This window comes from Micromonospora sp. NBC_01739 (assembly GCF_035920385.1).
Lineage (GTDB): Bacteria > Actinomycetota > Actinomycetes > Mycobacteriales > Micromonosporaceae > Micromonospora.
Genome location: NZ_CP109151.1, coordinates 2,845,432 through 2,861,675 on the forward strand (window position 1 = coordinate 2,845,432; position 16,244 = coordinate 2,861,675).

General features: G+C 72.7%; 13 protein-coding genes. 1 reads left to right on the top strand and 12 read right to left on the bottom strand.

The window, feature by feature from the left end; translation table 11 throughout:
- Positions 1-4: 4 nt before the first annotated feature.
- From mltG to OIE53_RS12530, 8 genes are all read right to left on the bottom strand, one after another.
- Positions 5-1,201 (bottom strand): endolytic transglycosylase MltG, encoded by a 1,197-nt coding sequence (gene mltG / locus OIE53_RS12495; protein ID WP_327026768.1) that lies wholly within the window; start codon positions 1,199-1,201, stop codon positions 5-7.
- The gene (gene ruvX, locus OIE53_RS12500) at positions 1,202-1,660 is read right to left on the bottom strand and encodes a Holliday junction resolvase RuvX (RefSeq protein WP_327026769.1); all 459 of its coding nucleotides are present in this window, start codon (positions 1,658-1,660) and stop codon (positions 1,202-1,204) included.
- A gap of 72 nt (positions 1,661-1,732) precedes the next feature.
- Positions 1,733-4,411 (bottom strand): alanine--tRNA ligase, encoded by a 2,679-nt coding sequence (gene alaS, locus OIE53_RS12505; RefSeq protein WP_327026770.1) that lies wholly within the window; start codon positions 4,409-4,411, stop codon positions 1,733-1,735.
- Positions 4,408-4,713 (bottom strand): hypothetical protein, encoded by a 306-nt coding sequence (locus OIE53_RS12510; RefSeq protein WP_327026771.1) that lies wholly within the window; start codon positions 4,711-4,713, stop codon positions 4,408-4,410. The genes alaS and OIE53_RS12510 overlap by 4 nt, the downstream gene beginning before the upstream one ends.
- Before the next feature lie 24 nt (positions 4,714-4,737).
- The gene (locus OIE53_RS12515; protein ID WP_327026772.1) at positions 4,738-5,199 is read right to left on the bottom strand and encodes a DUF948 domain-containing protein; all 462 of its coding nucleotides are present in this window, start codon (positions 5,197-5,199) and stop codon (positions 4,738-4,740) included.
- Positions 5,200-5,352: 153 nt separating this feature from the next.
- On the bottom strand, positions 5,353-5,961 hold the full coding sequence (locus tag OIE53_RS12520; protein ID WP_327027169.1) for a hypothetical protein: 609 nt from the start codon (positions 5,959-5,961) through the stop codon (positions 5,353-5,355).
- 2,567 nt (positions 5,962-8,528) lie between these two features.
- Entirely contained in the window at positions 8,529-10,046 is a 1,518-nt protein-coding gene (locus OIE53_RS12525; protein WP_327026773.1) for a replication-associated recombination protein A, read from the bottom strand.
- A 75-nt stretch (positions 10,047-10,121) separates the two neighbouring features.
- The gene (locus OIE53_RS12530) at positions 10,122-10,319 is read right to left on the bottom strand and encodes a hypothetical protein (RefSeq protein WP_327026774.1); all 198 of its coding nucleotides are present in this window, start codon (positions 10,317-10,319) and stop codon (positions 10,122-10,124) included.
- 129 nt (positions 10,320-10,448) lie between these two features.
- Between OIE53_RS12530 and OIE53_RS12535 the strand changes: the two genes are divergently transcribed.
- Entirely contained in the window at positions 10,449-11,192 is a 744-nt protein-coding gene (locus OIE53_RS12535; protein ID WP_327026775.1) for a GNAT family N-acetyltransferase, read from the top strand.
- Here OIE53_RS12535 and OIE53_RS12540 read toward each other — a convergent pair.
- The 4 genes from OIE53_RS12540 to aspS all read right to left on the bottom strand — a co-directional run bounded on the left by OIE53_RS12540 (position 11,150) and on the right by aspS (position 16,071).
- Positions 11,150-12,538, bottom strand: a complete 1,389-nt coding sequence (locus OIE53_RS12540) for an MFS transporter (RefSeq protein ID WP_327026776.1) — start codon at positions 12,536-12,538, stop codon at positions 11,150-11,152. The two genes, OIE53_RS12535 and OIE53_RS12540, sit on opposite strands and share 43 nt — an antisense overlap.
- Complete coding sequence (locus OIE53_RS12545; protein ID WP_327026777.1) at positions 12,535-13,128, bottom strand: helix-turn-helix domain-containing protein; 594 nt, start codon at positions 13,126-13,128, stop codon at positions 12,535-12,537. The genes OIE53_RS12540 and OIE53_RS12545 overlap by 4 nt, the downstream gene beginning before the upstream one ends.
- A gap of 205 nt (positions 13,129-13,333) precedes the next feature.
- Complete coding sequence (locus OIE53_RS12550; RefSeq protein ID WP_327026778.1) at positions 13,334-14,146, bottom strand: sugar nucleotide-binding protein; 813 nt, start codon at positions 14,144-14,146, stop codon at positions 13,334-13,336.
- A gap of 104 nt (positions 14,147-14,250) precedes the next feature.
- Positions 14,251-16,071: an aspartate--tRNA ligase gene (aspS, locus tag OIE53_RS12555; protein WP_327026779.1), complete on the bottom strand. Its 1,821-nt coding sequence runs from the start codon at positions 16,069-16,071 to the stop codon at positions 14,251-14,253.
- Positions 16,072-16,244 lie beyond the last annotated feature (173 nt).

The following is a 16,244-nucleotide window of genomic DNA, read 5'->3' on the forward strand; positions in this document are numbered from 1 at the left end:
CTCGTCACAGGACGCCGGCCTCCTTGGCCTTATCGATGTTCCTCAGGTGCTGGTTGTAGTCCTTCGTGAAGGCGGAGTTGCCCGCCTTGTCGATCGCCACGAAGAAGAGCCAGTCGCCGTTCGGCGGGGCCATCGCACCTTCGAGGGCCTCCTTGCCCGGATTGTTGATCGGGGTCGGGATCATGCCGCGCAGCTTGCGGTTGTACGGGTTCTTCGGGTTGTCGAGGTCGGCCGCGGTCATCTGGCCGGAGGTCTTGCCCTCCTGACCGATCGACTCGAAGTAGTAGTTGACCGTGACGTCCATCTCCAGGCAACCGCAGGGGAAGGTCTCCGAGTAGACCCGGTTGTAGGCGACCCGGGCGACCTTGCCGAGATCCTTCTTGGTGCCGGCCTCGGCCTGGGCGAGCGACGCCACGATCAACGCCTCGTACGGGCTGATCCCGCCGCGTTCCTTCTGCACCCGGTCGGCGAACTCCATCTCCCCGGTGACGGTCAGGAAGTGGTCGACCATCTGCCCGAGGATGGTCTCGGCGGTGGAGTTCGGCGGGATCTCGTAGGTGTCCGGGAAGAGGAAGCCCTCGATGGACTTCTTGGCCTTCTTGCCGTCCTCCCGCTTGAACCACCAGTCCGGTACGCCGAGCTTCTCCGGGTCCTTCGCGGCGGCCTCGAACTCCTTGACCGGGATGTCGGTCTTGTCGCTGAGCAGTTTGAAGATGCTCTTGGCGGTGCGTCCCTCGGGGATGGTGATCCCGTTGACGATTCGGTTGGCCGGGTCGAGCATCGCGGCCAGGGCCAGCTCACCACTCATCTGCTTGCGCAGCTTGTAGGTGCCCGACTGGATGTTGCGGCTGCGGGAGTTCTTCTCGGCGGCCTCGATGAACGCCTTGGTGCTCTTGATCACGTCCGCGTCGCGGAGCACCACGGCCATGTCGGCCAGGAAGGCGCCCTGCGGGATCTGGATCGTCACCTCCTCGGCGCCCGCGCCGTCGTAGTCGGGGGTGACGAAGTAGTTCTGGATCCGGTCGAAACCGTAGAAGGCACCGCCGCCGATGCCGCCGAGCAGCACCAGGGCCAGCAACAGGGCCAGTGCCGTCCTGCCTCGGCCCCCGCCGGAGCGACCGTCCCGCTTACGACCTCGGCGGTGCTTGCCCTTGTCCCCCCGATCCTGCTCGTCGTGACCGAGGTCCAGCTCGTCAAACATCTACGTCCGCCTCCGCTGCGTGTCCAGCCAGCTCTGCAGAATCTCCACCGCGGCGGCCTGGTCGACCACCGCACGTTGCTTCTTCCCCCGGACACCTCGTTCGGCCAGCCTACGACTCGCCACGACCGTGGACATCCTCTCGTCGGTCAACGTCACCGGGACAGGCGATATCACCTCGGCCAGTTGTCGAGCGTACGCCTTGACGTGCTCGGCTGCGGGCCCATGTCGACCGGCGAGGTTGACCGGAAGGCCCACCACCACCTCCACGGCCTCGTGCTCGACGACCAACGCGGCGAGCTGGGCAAGATCGCTCGACACCGCGTCCGGCCTGGGATTCTGCTCCCGGGCGACCGTGACCAGCGGGGTGGCCAGCACCCCGTGCGGGTCGGACCGGGAGACCCCGATGCGGACCTGGCCGACGTCCACCCCCAGCCGCACACCACGGGACAGCTCAGTCACCGAAAGTCACCTCTGGGTAGAAAGAGGCCAGGGCGGACCCACCGGTCCGCCCTGGCCCGCTGTGCCGATGACTCACGCCTCGGCGATCGCCTTCTCGACCGTCATCAGCAGGGTCGGCACCTCCGACTCGGGCAGGCCACCGCCCTGAGCCAGATCCGGGCTGCCCCCACCACGACCGGAGAACGCCGCCTTGACCAGGTCGTTGGCGGCCAGCCCCCGCCCACGGGCGGCGGGATTGACCGACACCACCAGGGAGGCCTTGCCGCCGGAGCGGGCCGCCACCGCGACCACCCCCGGCCGGGCCGGATCGATCCGGCCACGGATCTCCTGGGCCAGGGTGCGTACGTCGTTGCCGGCCGCACCCTCCGGCGCCTCGATGCCGACGTAGGCGACCCCGCGGACGTCCTTGGCCTGGGCGGCGAAGGCCGCCGCACCCCCGAGCACCAGCTGGGCGCGCAGCTTCTCCAGCTCCTTCTCCGCGTCGCGCAGCTGGGTGACGGTCTGCTCGACCCGGTCGGCCACCTGCTCGGAGGGGACCCGGTACAGCTCGGCCAGGCGGGCCACCAGCAGGTGCTCCCGGGCCAGGAAGTTGAAGGCGTCCATGCCGACCAGCGCCTCGACCCGGCGGACCCCGGACCCGATGGAGGACTCCGAGAGGATCTTCACCAGGCCGAGCTGACCGGAACGGGACACGTGGGTGCCGCCGCACAGCTCCCGGGCGTAGTCACCGACCTCTACCACCCGGACCTGCTCGCCGTACTTCTCGCCGAACAGGGCCATCGCCCCGATGCGGCGGGCCTCGTCCAGCGAGGTGACGAAGGCGTGCACCTCCAGGTCGGCCAGGAGCACCTCGTTGACCTGCTGCTCCACGTCCCGCAGCACGCTAGGGGCCACCCCGGTGGCGGTATTGAAGTCGAACCGCAGCCGACCCGGGGCGTTCAGCGAACCGGCCTGGGTGGCGGACTCGCCGAGGAAGTTGCGCATGGTCTGGTGCACCAGGTGGGTGGCGGTGTGCGACCGGGAGATGGCCCGCCGCCGACTGGTGTCGATCTCGGCGTACCCGGTCTCCCCGGCCCGCACCTCACCCCGGATCACCCGGGCCCGGTGCACGATCAGACCGGGCACCGGCTGCTGCACGTCGAGCACCTCGACCTGCCCGCCGCCCACGGTGATCATGCCCAGGTCGGGCTGCTGCCCACCGCCCTCGGCGTAGAAGGGGGTGGTGTCCAGCACCAGCTCCACCAGGTCGCCCTCGACCGCGGCCGCACGCGGGCCGTCCGTGCCGAGCACCGCCCGTACGGTCGACTCCCGGGCCGTCTCGGTGTAGCCGGTGAAGGTCACCGGGCCCCCGGAGTCGAGCACGGACCGGTACGCCGACAGGTCGGTGTGCCCGGTCTTGCGGGCCTGCGCGTCGGCCTTGGCCCGGGCCCGCTGGTCGGCCATCAGCCGGCGGAAACCCTCCCGGTCGACGTCGAGCCCCTGCTCGGCGGCGATCTCCAGGGTCAGGTCGATCGGGAAGCCGTAGGTGTCGTGCAGCTGGAACGCCTTGGCTCCGGAAAGCGCCGGATTGCCGGCCGACTTCGTCTCCGTGATCGCGGTGTCCAGGATCGTGGTGCCGGCCCGCAGGGTGGCGAGGAAGGCGTCCTCCTCGGCGTACGCGTACGCCGAGATCCGGTCGAAGTCCGTGGCCAGCTCCGGGTAGGAGGGGGCCATGCAGTCCCGGGCCACCGGCAGCAGCTCGGGCAGGGCCCGGTCCTGCCAGCCGAGCAGTCGCACCGACCGGATGGCCCGGCGCATGATCCGCCGCAGCACGTACCCCCGGCCCTCGTTGGAGGGGGTCACCCCGTCACCGATGAGCATCAGGGCGGTCCGCACGTGGTCGGCGACCACCCGCAGCCGTACGTCGTCCGGGTGGGACTGGTTGGCCGCCTGGCCGGAGTGGGCGCCGTAGCGCTTGCCGGTCAGCTCGGCCGCCCGCTCCAGGATCGGCCGGACCTCGTCGATCTCGTAGAGGTTGTCGACCCCCTGGAGGATGGAGGCCATCCGCTCCAGGCCCATGCCGGTGTCGATGTTCTTCTTCGGCAGCTCGCCGACGATCCGGAACTCCTCCTTGCTCCGGACGTCCGCGATCTCGTACTGCATGAAGACCAGGTTCCAGAACTCCAGGTACCGGTCCTCGTCGACCTCCGGGCCGCCTTCCAGGCCGTACTCCGGGCCCCGGTCGTAGTACAGCTCCGAGCAGGGGCCGGCCGGGCCGGGGATGCCCATCGACCAGAAGTTGTCCTTCTTGCCCCGACGCACGATCCGCTCTGCCGGCACCCCGGTGCGCAGCCAGATGTCGCGCGCCTCGTCGTCGTCCAGGTAGACCGTCGCCCAAATCCGCTCCGGGTCCAGCCCGAAGCCCCCCGCCTCGACGGACTTGGTGGCCAGGTCCCAGGCGAACGGGATCGCCCCGTCCTTGAAGTAGTCACCGAAGGAGAAGTTGCCGTTCATCTGGAAGAACGTGCCGTGCCGACTGGTCTTGCCGACCTCGTCGATGTCCGGGGTACGGATGCACTTCTGCACGCTGACCGCCCGCGGGTACGGCGGGGTCTGCTGGCCCAGGAAGTAGGGGACGAACTGCACCATGCCGGCGTTGACGAACAGCAGGTTCGGGTCGCTGATGGCGGGCAGCGGAGCGGACGGCACCACGGCATGACCGTTCGCCTCGAAATGGGCGAGAAACCGCCGCTTGATCTCCGCCGTCTTCATCGCTGGTGTTCCTCCGGAAAGATTTCTCGATCGCCGATCCGCGGGTCCTCCCGCAGCTCGGCGAACTGGTCGTCGAACGCCTCACCCTGGGCGAACGCCTCGTGGATCTCCTGCTCCCGCTCGGCCATCCCGGCGCGTACGTCCGCCACGAAGCTACGCAGCTCCTCGACCAGCCCGCCAGCGGATTGTGACAGGTTGTCGGCGATGCCGGCCGGGGTGTACGCATGCGCGGCCTGGGTCGCCTTGCGGACCACCACCACCCCGACGGCCAGCCCGATACCCAGCCAGAACAGACGCCTCATGCTCGTACCTCCGCCTTCGTCGGGTCAGCGGTTCCCGCGCCGGGCGGCGCGCCGCTGGGCCTTGATGGTGTCGCGGACCTCGCGCTCGGTCTCGGCGTGCCGACGGGCGGAGGCGGCCTTGCGCACCCCGTACCCGAAGGCCGCCACCTTGACCAGGGGATTGGCCGCGGCGGCGGAGACGACCGTGACCAGGTTGGCGACATTGGCGCTGACGTTCTGCGCGTGGCTGGTCATGGTGTCGACCTTGGCCAGTTGGAGGTTCACCCCGTCGAGGGAGGTCTGCACCTGCTCCAGGGTGACATTGACGTTGCGGACCGTGGTGTTGACCTCACCCAGCAGCGGACCGGTCCGGTCGTTGAGCTCGTTGATCATCCGGGTGGTGGCGTCCACGGTGTGCCGCAGCCGCAGGATGGGCAGCGTCAGGATCAGCACCAGCATCGCGAATGCGATTGCCGCGATCAGCGCCGCGACCTCCAGAAAGCCCACGCCTGTCCTCCTCAACGAGATGTCTCGGGGCGGCATTATCCCCGATCCGCGCGGTCGTCCCGCCCGCGCCGACGCCCGGTGGCCCGCCACAGGACCGGCCGGGTCACACGCGGGACGCCAGGTGAGACCCTACCGTCCGTGATGACATTCGGCTCAGGACGGTGGTGAGGGCGTCAAGTCACCCAACGGATCATCGCCCAGGGTCGGGAAGGGGTCCACACCGGTCAGTGACGGATCGGTGCTCGGCTGTGGCCGGGTCCGGTCGTCGTCGATCGCGTTACGCACCTTCACCGTCACCAACGATCCGGCGCACTCCTCGGCGGCGGCCTCCGGATCCAGCGAGGGCACCACGGCCGGCTCGCCGTCCACCGGCGGAGGTACGCAGGTCGGCGGGCGGACCCAGAGATCCAGGGTCAGCTCATCCCGCCGCCAGCAGGTGTAGCGGCCCTTCTCCTCCTGCTCCGGGCAGTAGGCCGGCTTCCACGGCTGCCAGCCGTCCTGACTCAGCGCCGACTCGTACACCTGGGCGGTCTCCTCCGGTGACCGCTCGGAGGTCACCGTCCGCTCCCGCAGCCGGCAGTCCAGCAGACACCAGCGGCTGCCGCTGACCGCATCGGTGGTGCTGACCGCGGCCCAGGTGGGCACCTCCAGTTCGTCCAGGGAGGCGAAGACCGGGTCCCGGCCCGCCGCGCGCAGGCCGAAGAAGACCGGCACCGCGCCGAGCAGCAGCACACTGACCACGGCCAGGATCATCACCCGCATCCGGCGGTTGCCGCCGTCCTGGTGGCGCTCCTGCGCCCCGTCGTCCGGCCCGTCGCCGCCCGGCCCGTCGGAGTGCGCCGGTGGCGCCTCGGCGGGTTTCCGTACCTGCGGCTCCCCGGGTCGGAGCACCGGGCCCATCGGAACGACCGCCGCAGCCGCCCGAGCCACCGCCGGGCCCGCACCGGCTCGCGCCGGTGGGGGTACCGCGGCGACGCCGGAGGGCTCCGGACGGCCCGGGTTGCGGGCGGGCGGAGCGGCCCGGCCCGCCGGCCGTTCCTCGGCCCGAGGCGCGGCGGCGCCCCGGGCGACCACCGGCGACCCGGGGGGGCCCGGCGGCAGGTCAGCGGGGCGTCCGACCGGTGGGCCATCGGGGCGGGCGGTACCGCGCGGCGGGGCGGGCGGCTGCTCCGGAGCCCGGGTACGCCCGGTCGCCGGCCCCCCACCCGGCTGCCCCGGCACCGGTCCGGGCCGTCCGGGGGGTACGGCTGATCCGGGCCGTCCCGGCGGTACGGCTGATCCTGGTCGGCCGGGCGGCGGCTCGTTCCCGGCCGACGGGGTAACCGGTGCCCCGGCCGGGGGCAGGACCCGCCCACGGCCGGTAGGCGGCCCGTCCTGGCGGGCTGCTCCGCCGGTCGGCGGCCGTACCCCACCCTCGGGTCGACCCGCCTCGGCGGCGGCGCGGCCCGGCGGCGGCCCGGCGGGCTTCTCCACACCGCGCTGCCCCCGCACGGTCGGCACATCGCCGGTGGGGGCACCCTCGGGGCGGCCCGGCTCCGACCTCGTGATCGTCCGAAGGGCCGGATCGGTGTGGTGGGCCCGTCCGGCCTGGCGCAGCCAGTCCGCCGGCCGCTGCGGTCGGTCCGGTCCGCCGCTGCCGGAGCGGGGGTCCACCGACCGCCCGCCGGGGTCGTCGACCGGGCCGGTGGCGGTCACCGGCCCGTCCTCGGCCGCCCGGCGACCCGCCCTGCTCGGCGGCGGCGGTGTGCCGGTGCCGGGGGGCATCTCCGGCAGGTCCGCAGCTCGACGTGGTGATTCCGGCACCGTCCGACGGCCCTGGGGCGGCGTCTGCGGCCCTGGCGGCACCACCGGTACGCCGTGCGCTGCCGTAGACCGTCCCGGCGGCACCGCCGAGGGGCCCGGCGGCGCGGTCGCGGGACCGCGCTGCCCTGCCGACGGGCCCGGTGGGGCGGTCGCAGGACCGCGCGGCGCTGTCGAGGGGCCCGGCGGCGCGACGGAAGGGCCTCGCTGGCCGGTCGAGGGGTCCTGTGGCGCGGTCGCGGGGCCTCGCTGCCCCATCGAGGGGCCCTGCGGCGTGGTGGACGGGCCTCGCTGCGCGGCGGACGGACCCTGCGCAGTGGTGGGCGGGGCCGGCGGCGCGGAGCGGCGGCCCCGGAGGGGATTGTCGTCGCCGGTGTCACGCGATGCCGGCTCGGGGATCGGCGGCGCATTGCCGGAGGCCGGCACCACCGGCTGGTCCGTCTCGGGCTCGGCGGCGCGTCGCCGCCCCACCCGTCGGCCGCTGGCGGGTGCGCCGGTCGGTGCCCCCGCAGCGGGCGCCATGCCTGCTGCCGGACGGCCCAGGCCACCCTCGGCGGTCGAGGGTGCCTCCGGGACGGCACGTCGGCCCGGCTGAGCGGGCAGCGGAGATACCGCAGGGTCGATCTCGGGGGCACCGGGGACCCGGGGGCCACCCATCGGTTCCGGCATCGCACGGCGGGGACCGGCAGGCGCCCCGGTCGGCCGGACCGGGCGGCGCGCTGCGGGGGGACCCGACACCGGGCCGACCGGAGCACCCGAGACGGGTCCCTCCGGTGCGTTGGTCGGCGGCCCGATCACCGGACCGGTCCTCGGTTCGCCCCGGTACCGCCCCTGACCTGTCTGCGGCCACCCACCCGGCGGGGTGTCCGTCATGCCGGGGCCCTGGCGGCCACGAGGTCCGGCGGGCGCCGGGGGTTGCCCGGCGGGGGCGGGTAGCTGTTCACGGGCACCCACCACCGGTTGGTGTCCGGTGCCGGGCATCGGCGTCGCACCCGGCGAGGCAGCGGACCCGGGGGCCTCAGCGGGCCTAGGCCCACCGGCGGCCACGGGCCCACCGGCCGGACGAGGGCCGCCGGTCGGGGCGGGGCCGCCACCGGCCGGGCGGGTGATCGGGGTACCCGGCCAGGGGCCGTCCACCGGGCGGGCGCGGGGCGCCTCCGCGGGGCGGGGTGCGTCGTGGGGCGGAAGGCCGGTGCCCCGCGCCGGCATCGACTGCGTACGCCCGTCGGCAGGGGGTCGGACCGGCCCGGTCGGCGGGGCTTGCGGCCCGGCCGGGGCGGGGCCACCCGGGATCGGGCCGGGGTGAACGGGTCGGGACGACGCCGCCGGGCCCTCGGAGACGGGGGTGATCCCGTCGGGACCCAGTTCACCGCGCTGCTGCTTGGCCGAGCGCAGATCGTCGATCCAGCCGAAGTCCTCACCGCCGTCCGGCTCCTGCGGGACGGCCTCCGACTTGTTTCGGCCCCAGCGGCGGGGCTTGGCGCGCCGCTCCTCCTGGCCGTCCTCCGGTCGCTCGGAACCAGGCGATCTCACTGTTGACCCTTCCCGTCGGCGCGATCGCCGACCTCCTCGGTCACCTCGGCGGCCGCGGTCGTCGACTGCGGGTCATCGGTACCGGAGCGGACCTGATCCCGGCCGCCGCCCGGCGACGTTCCCGTGGCGGCGGGGGCGGGTAGTCCACGAACGATCCGGCGTAGCAACGGCAGCCGGGTGGCCACCGCGCGTTCCGCACCGTGCTGGCTCGGCTGGTAGTAGTCGGTCCCGACCAGGTCGTCCGGGACGTACTGCTGGCGGACCACCCCCCGGTGGTCGTCGTGGGGGTAGCGGTACCCGGTGCCGTGACCGAGGCCGCGGGCCCCGGCGTAGTGGGCGTCGCGCAGGCCCCGCGGCACCGCGCCACCCCGCCCGGCCCGTACGTCCGCGATCGCCGCCCCGATCGCGGTGGTGGCCGAGTTCGACTTGGGTGCGGTGGCCAGGTGGATCACCGCCTGGGCGAGGTTGAGCTGCACCTCCGGCAGGCCGACGTACTCCACCGCGTGGGCGACAGCAGTCGCCACGCTGAGGGCACTCGGATCGGCCATGCCGACATCCTCGCTGGCGAAGATGACCAGTCGGCGGGCGATGAACCGGGCGTCCTCCCCGGCGACCAGCATCCGGGCCAGCCAGTGCAGGGCGGCGTCCACGTCCGAGCCCCGCATGCTCTTGATGAAGGCGCTGGTCACGTCGTAGTGGGCATCCCCGGCCCGGTCGTACCGGACCGCGGCGGTGTCCACCGCCCGTTCGGCGGTGGCCAGGTCGATGCGGCCGGTGCCCAGGGCGGTGGCCGCACCGGCGGCGGCCTCCAGGGCGGTCAGGGCCTTGCGGACGTCCCCGCCGGCCAACCGGACCAGATGCTCCTCCGCCTCGGGATCCAGGGTGAGGGCCCCGGCCAGGCCCCGCTCGTCGGTCAGGGCCCGATGCAGCAGGCGACGCACCGCGGTGTCGTCTAGCGGGTGCAGGGTGAGCAGCACACACCGGGACAGCAGCGGGGAGATGACCGAGAAGTACGGATTCTCCGTGGTGGCCGCCAGCAGGGTGACCGTACGGTCCTCGACGGCGGCGAGCAGGGAGTCCTGCTGGGTCTTGCTGAACCGGTGCACCTCGTCGATGAAGAGCACCGTGGGCGGGCCGCCGGAGCGCCGCTGCCGGCGAGCGGTGTCGATCACCGCGCGGACGTCCTTGACCCCGGCCGACAGGGCCGACATGGCGACGAACCGCCGGTCGGTGGCGGTGGCCACCAGGTGGGCGATGGTGGTCTTGCCGCTTCCGGGTGGCCCCCAGAGGATGACCGACATCGGGGCCTGACCGGTGACCAGTTGTCGCAGTGGCGCACCGGGGGCGAGCAGATGCTCCTGACCGACGAGTTCGTCCAGGTTCGCCGGACGCATCCGGACCGGCAGCGGCGCGTCCGGGCCGACCGGGCTGAAGCCGCCGACGCCGCTGGAACCTGCCACCGCACTGACTGCTGCGGCAGGTTGACCCAGGGTGAACAGCGTCTCGGACTCCATCACGAGAACAGTACCGGGCTCGACCGAGCGCGCCAGAATCACGCCACCGATCGAGCCCGGGATGATCACTCTCGGTCAGCCGCGACCGGGACGACGCCCCCGATACCAGCGGCCACCCCGGCTGCCGACCCCGGCCAGGTGCAGTGCCAGCAGCAGCAGGCCGATCAGTACGAGGGTGTTCCAGTTGAACAGATCCGGGGCTCCGAGATCGGTACCGAGCAGGTCCAGCAGCAAGGTGAAGCCGAAGACCGCAGCGGCGGCAATGGCGAGCATGGCGTTCCTCCGGTGGGGGTTCCAGTAGGTCGGCCCGGGATGTACCCGATCGGTCCCCCCGCCAATCTCCACCCTGGACCCCGGGCCACCCTCTCCTGACCGGATGCGGGCCCATCTAGGCTCAATCCCATGGTCATCTTCGACGGGGGGCTAGCCGAGCGGGAGGCGATTCTGCGCGCCGTGGGCCCGCACCCCTTCCTCCGACATTCGCTGCCGCTGCGGGAGCCGGTACGGGCCTGGCGCCGGGACGGTGCGGTCTGCTGGCTGCTGCCCGAGGTCACGACGGGGCCGCTGGGTGGGATGGTCGGGCCGCCGGCCGAGGCGGCAGACCTGTTCGGCGTGCTCGCCGCCGAGGGCGTCTTGCAGCCCGGCCGCTGGGTGCATCTGCCCCGACTGGACCGGGCCACCCTCGACACCGCACCCGGGGTGGCGGCCCACGAGGACTGGGACTTCCTCTGGACCACCACCCCGCCGCCCCCGCAACCCGGCGAGGAACGGGTCGTCCGGCTCACCGAGGCGGATCACCCCGAACTGGCGGCCCTCATCGAGGAGTCCTTCCCCACCTCCACGGCACGGCCGGGCAATCCCCAGGTCGTCGACTGGTACGGCATCCGCGAGGGTGACCGGCTGATCGCCTGCGGGGCCGACCGCACCCGGGGTGACGTCGGTTTCCTCGCCGGGCTGACGGTGGCGCCGGCCTGGCGGGGCCGGGGCCTGGGCGCCGCCCTCACCGCCGGGATGAGCCGGGCCCTGGCGGCCCGCCACGACATGCTGGCGCTGGGCGTCTTCCCGGCCAACGTCGGTGCGATCCGGCTCTACCGTCGGCTCGGTTACGTCGAGGCCGTCGGGCTCACCTCGGTGCGCTGCGCCTGACCGGGGATCGACACTCCGTTGCCGGTCGACCCCCCACCCTCCTCCGGCTCGGCGGAGTGCTGCTGCCGATCGGCGGGGTGCTGCTGCCGATCGGCGGTCATCGGCGGTTCGGGGTGGCGGCCGGCCCGCCAGGCCGGCAGGTACAGCGGCGCGGCGACCGCCAGCACCACCGCGCCGACCAGCATCGCCGCGCTGACCCCGGCCCGGTCGCCGATGTAGCCGAGCACCACCCCACCCAGGGCGCCGGCCGGCATCGCCACCATGGAGTTCAGCGAGATCAGGCTGGTCCGGTACGGGCCGGCGACCTGCCGGTGCAGCAGCCCCATGTGCAGGGGGTTGGAGGCGCCGTGCACGGCGTAGCAGGCGAAGAAGGCGATCAACACTCCGGTCGGCCCGGCGAACAGGGCCATGCCGACCACGGTGATCCCCTGCATGATCCGCAGCAGGGCGGCACCGGGGGCGGCACCCAGCCACCGGATGATCAGTGGGGTGAGCGCCGCGCCGGCGGCCGAGGCCAGCCATGCCGCCGTACTGGCCGGCCCGAGCAGGACACCGGCCCGCTCCGGGTCGCCCACCACCTCGGCCAACCGGATCGGCAACAGACCCTCGAAGGTGGCCATGCCGAAGCCCCAGAACAACTCGACCGCCACCAGGGCCAGCAGCACCCGGGACCGGCGCAGCAGACCGAGGGCCTCCCCCACCATGCGCGGGGCATCGCGCACGGAGGCCCGCAACGTGGCCCGGCCGATCACCGCCCGACCCTCCACCAGCAGGATCAGCAACGCCACCAGGTAGACCACCTGCAAGCCGACGGCAGCCAGCACCGGCCCGGTCAAGGCGCTCAGCGGCCCGATCGGCCCCAGGGCCACCAGACCGCCACTGAGCAGCGCCCCGGCCGCCATGGCCAGGCCGAGCACCATGCCCCCCTGACCCAACCCCTTCTCGTACCCGGCGTCCGGGTCCGCGGCCAGGGTGGTGTCGACGTACCAGGACTCCAGGGGGCCGCTGTCCAGGGCGCGGAACACCCCTTGCAGCGCCCAGACGACGACCAGCAGGGCGAAGGAGTCCGCCACCACCAGCAGCCCGGTCGAGACCAGGCCGACCAGGCTCGCCACCACCAGCACGGGCTTGCGGCCCAGGGCGTCGGCCACCCCGCCGGTCGGCAACTCCAGGGCGAGCACCACCACGCCCTGCGCGGCGACGGCCAGACCGATCTGGGTCAGGGACAGGCCGCGTTCCTGCATGAGCAGGATGGTCACCGGGATCAACAGGCCGACCGGCAACCAGCGCAGGCCGTGCAGGACCAGGTAACGCCGCCGGACCTGGCGTACGGACAGGGGGTTCACCGGGTGCCACCGATCAGCATCGGCAGGGCGGTGAGGAAGATCTGCACCTGCTCGGCCCCGGGCTCGGTCGGGTCCGACTCGGCCCGGTAGCGCTCCAGCACCTGCCACAACTCCGCGCGCAGCTGCGCCAACCGGGCCGCCGGAATGGTCATGAAGGCGTCACTGGTACCGAAGAGGTCACGCCAGGCCGGCGGCCACTGATCGCGTACGGCGAACCACCGCTCGGCGTACTCGACGTACTGGCGTACCTGCTCGGCCTGGATCCACTCGATCGCGGCCCGGGCGTCCGGGTCGTCGTCGAAGTCGGTGTTCTCCCAGTTCGTGACGTCGTGGGCGGCCCGCCACCACCGCTGCCGCCCGGTCCCCCGGCCGGGTTCCTCGACCACCAAGCCCACCTCGGCCAACTGCCGCAGGTGATAGCTGGTCGCCCCGGTGTTGGTGTCGAGCAGCTCAGCGAGCCCGCTGGCCGTCGCCGGCCCCTTTACCCGCAGGGCCCCCAACAGCCGCGTCCGCAACGGATGCGCCAACACCCGCACCTGCCGCCGATCGATCCGCACCCGCCGAGGCCGATCCCCCGCACTGTACTCCATAAATCCACAATACTTATGCACAACTCCTCTGCACAACTATTGTGCACTCCCCCCTCCCCGTCGATCTTGCACTTTCGGTCGCTCTTTTGCGGCTTATGTCAGCTTTACCCCGACAGAAAGTGCAAGATCGACGGCCCGGGGCGGGCTCGGCGAGGCGACGGGCGCGACGGGCTCGACGGGCTCGACGAGAGCGGGCGGGGGCGGCTCAGAGGGCTAGGAGTTCGGTGATGCCGCGTAGGCGGGTGTGGAGCAGGGTGGTGGCGCGGGTGGTGTCGAGGCGGATCTCGGCTGGGCGGACCAGGCCGCGGCCGGCGGCGGTGGTGGTCGTCAGGGCACTGGTGGCCAGGCCTTCCCGGCGGGCCAGCAGTCGACCCAACTCCGCCCGGCTGACCGGGTCCGGGCCGGCCACGTTCAGCGGTCCGGCGTAGTCCGAAGCCGCCAGTTCGAGCACGGCGGCGGCCAGGTCGGTGACGTCCACCGGGCAGCGCAACTCGCCGGTGAAGAGGGCTCCGCGTCCGGCCAGGGCCTCCCGGCAGAGTCGAATCTGCGGGCTGCCCTCGCCGACGATCAGCGAGGTACGCACCAGCACGGCCCCCGGGTCGATCGCGCGCACGGCCGTCTCCGCAGCTGCCTTCGCCGCACCGTACGGGAAGATCGGGGTGGGTGGATCATCGTCGGCGTACGGCTCGGAGCGCCCGGCGTGCAGCGCGTCGCTGGAGATGTGCACCAGGCGGGCACCCACCTCGGCGGCGGCCCGGGCCACGTACGCCGCCCCGTCGGCGGTGACCGTCCAGTCGTCGTACCGGTAGGAGGTGTTGACCACGACCTCCGGGCGCACCTGCGCGACCAGGGTGCGCACCGCGAGCCGGTCGGTCACGTCCAGCCGCCGGACCGCCACCCCCGGCACCCGCACCGCACCGGAGTGACACGTCCCGACCACCGACCATCCCGCGCCGACTCCCCGCCGGCACACCTCCCGCCCCAGAAACCCGCTACCCCCCACCACCAGAACCCGCATCCTCGCCCTCCCCCGGTTGGTTGATCAAGAAGTTTGCGTCGCCGAAGGGCTCAAATCATGACGCAAACTTCTTGATCAACCAGAACCAGGGAAGGGTGGGTGGGTCAGGTGGGGTCCGCTACCGGGGCGGCGGGGCCGGCGGTGCCGGGGTGGGACGGCGCCTGCGGCTTGGGCTTGGCGTCGACGCCGGCCTCGGTGCGCTGCTGGGCGGTGATCGGGGTGGGGGCGCCGGTGAGGGGGTCGAAGCCGCCCCGGGTCTTCGGGAAGGCGATCACCTCGCGGATCGAGTCGGCCCCGGCCAGCAGCATGCAGACCCGGTCCCAGCCGAAGGCGATGCCGCCGTGCGGCGGCGGGCCGTAGTTGAACGCCTCCAGCAGGAAGCCGAACTTGTCCTGCGCCTCCTCGGGCGTGATGCCGAGCAGGTCGAAGACCCGCTGCTGCACGTCGCGGCGGTGGATACGGATCGAGCCGCCGCCGATCTCGTTGCCGTTGCAGACGATGTCGTACGCGTACGCCAGCGCCCGGTCCGGCGCCTCCTCGAAGCGGTCCACCCACTCGGAGTTCGGCGAGGTGAAGGGGTGGTGCACCGCCGTCCAGCCACCCGCCGCGCCGCTCTCGTCCGAGGTCCGTTCGAACATCGGCGCGTCGACCACCCAGCAGAACGCCCAGGCACTCTCGTCGACCAGCCCGGCTCGCTTGGCGATCTCGATGCGGGCCGCCCCGAGCAGCTCCTGGGCCTCCCGAGCCTCGGCACCGGCGGCGAAGAAGATCGCGTCGCCCGGCTTGGCACCGACCGCGTCGGCCAGCCCGTTCAGATGCTCGGCCGACAGGTTCTTCGCCACCGGCCCACGTGCCTCGCCGGTCTCGGCGTCGAGCACCACGTACGCCAGGCCCTTGGCGCCGCGCGCCTTGGCCCAGTCCTGCCAGCCGTCCAGCTCCTTGCGGGTCTGGGCGGCACCGCCGGGCATGACCACCGCGCCGACATAGCCGCCCGCGTCGATCGCCCCGGCGAAGACCCGGAAGGTGGTGCCGCGCAGGTACTCGGTGAGCTCGGTCAGCTCGACGCCGTAGCGCAGGTCCGGCTTGTCCGAGCCGTACCGGGCCATCGCGTCGTGCCAGGTGATCCGCGGGATCGGCCGGGGGATCTCGTACCCGGCCAGGTCCGACCAGAGGGCGGACACGATCGCCTCACCGAGGTCGATCACGTCGTCCTCGGTGACGAAGGACATCTCGATGTCCAGCTGGGTGAACTCCGGCTGCCGGTCGGCCCGGAAGTCCTCGTCGCGGTAGCAGCGGGCGATCTGGTAGTACCGCTCCATGCCGCCGACCATCAGCAGCTGCTTGAACAGCTGCGGCGACTGCGGCAGGGCGTACCAGCTGCCGGGCTGCAGGCGGACGGGGACCAGGAAGTCGCGGGCACCCTCCGGGGTGGACCGGGTCAGGGTCGGGGTCTCGATCTCCAGGAAGTCCCGCTCGTGCAGCACGGCCCGGGCGAGCTGGTTGGCCCGCGAGCGCAGCCGCATCGCCTTGGCCGGGCCGCCGCGCCGCAGGTCCAGGTAGCGGTACTTGAGCCGGATGTCGTCGCCGGCCACCACCTGGTCGTCCACCGGCAGCGGCAGCGGCGCCGCCTCGGAGAGCACCTCCAGCTCGGCGGCGGTCACCTCGATCTCGCCGGTGGGCAGCTCCGGGTTCTCGTTGCCCTCGGGCCGCCGGGTGACCTCACCGACGACCTTGACGCAGTACTCGTTGCGCAGGGCGTGCGCGTCCTCCTCCCGGAAGACCACCTGGACCACGCCGGAGCCGTCGCGCAGGTCGACGAAGATGACACCGCCGTGGTCGCGCCGGCGGGCCACCCATCCGGCGAGGGTCACCGTGCTGCCGGCGTCCGTCGCGCGCAGGCTGCCGGCGTCATGGGTACGGATCACGGCGTGCGTCTCCCTCGTGAAGCTCTACGTCTGTTGCGGGCATTCTCGCAGCACTCCCCCGCGGCCGTTTGCCGGGTGCAAGGAAGGGCCCCTTCTTAACGCCTCAGGTAGCAAAAGGGTCCCCTGTTAACAGCCAGCCCGCACCCCGTTTACCCCCTGCTCCCGACCCGACG

Coding starts and splice junctions, on each gene's coding strand:
- alaS (WP_327026770.1), bottom strand. CDS start 4,411: ATGAAGACGGCGGAGATCAAGCGGCGGTTTCTCGCCCATTTCGAGGCG.
- OIE53_RS12545 (WP_327026777.1), bottom strand. CDS start 13,128: ATGGAGTACAGTGCGGGGGATCGGCCTCGGCGGGTGCGGATCGATCGG.
- OIE53_RS12550 (WP_327026778.1), bottom strand. CDS start 14,146: ATGCGGGTTCTGGTGGTGGGGGGTAGCGGGTTTCTGGGGCGGGAGGTG.
- OIE53_RS12525 (WP_327026773.1), bottom strand. CDS start 10,046: ATGGAGTCCGAGACGCTGTTCACCCTGGGTCAACCTGCCGCAGCAGTC.
- OIE53_RS12530 (WP_327026774.1), bottom strand. CDS start 10,319: ATGCTCGCCATTGCCGCCGCTGCGGTCTTCGGCTTCACCTTGCTGCTG.
- mltG (WP_327026768.1), bottom strand. CDS start 1,201: ATGTTTGACGAGCTGGACCTCGGTCACGACGAGCAGGATCGGGGGGAC.
- OIE53_RS12520 (WP_327027169.1), bottom strand. CDS start 5,961: ATGCGGGTGATGATCCTGGCCGTGGTCAGTGTGCTGCTGCTCGGCGCG.
- OIE53_RS12510 (WP_327026771.1), bottom strand. CDS start 4,713: ATGAGGCGTCTGTTCTGGCTGGGTATCGGGCTGGCCGTCGGGGTGGTG.
- OIE53_RS12535 (WP_327026775.1), top strand. CDS start 10,449: ATGGTCATCTTCGACGGGGGGCTAGCCGAGCGGGAGGCGATTCTGCGC.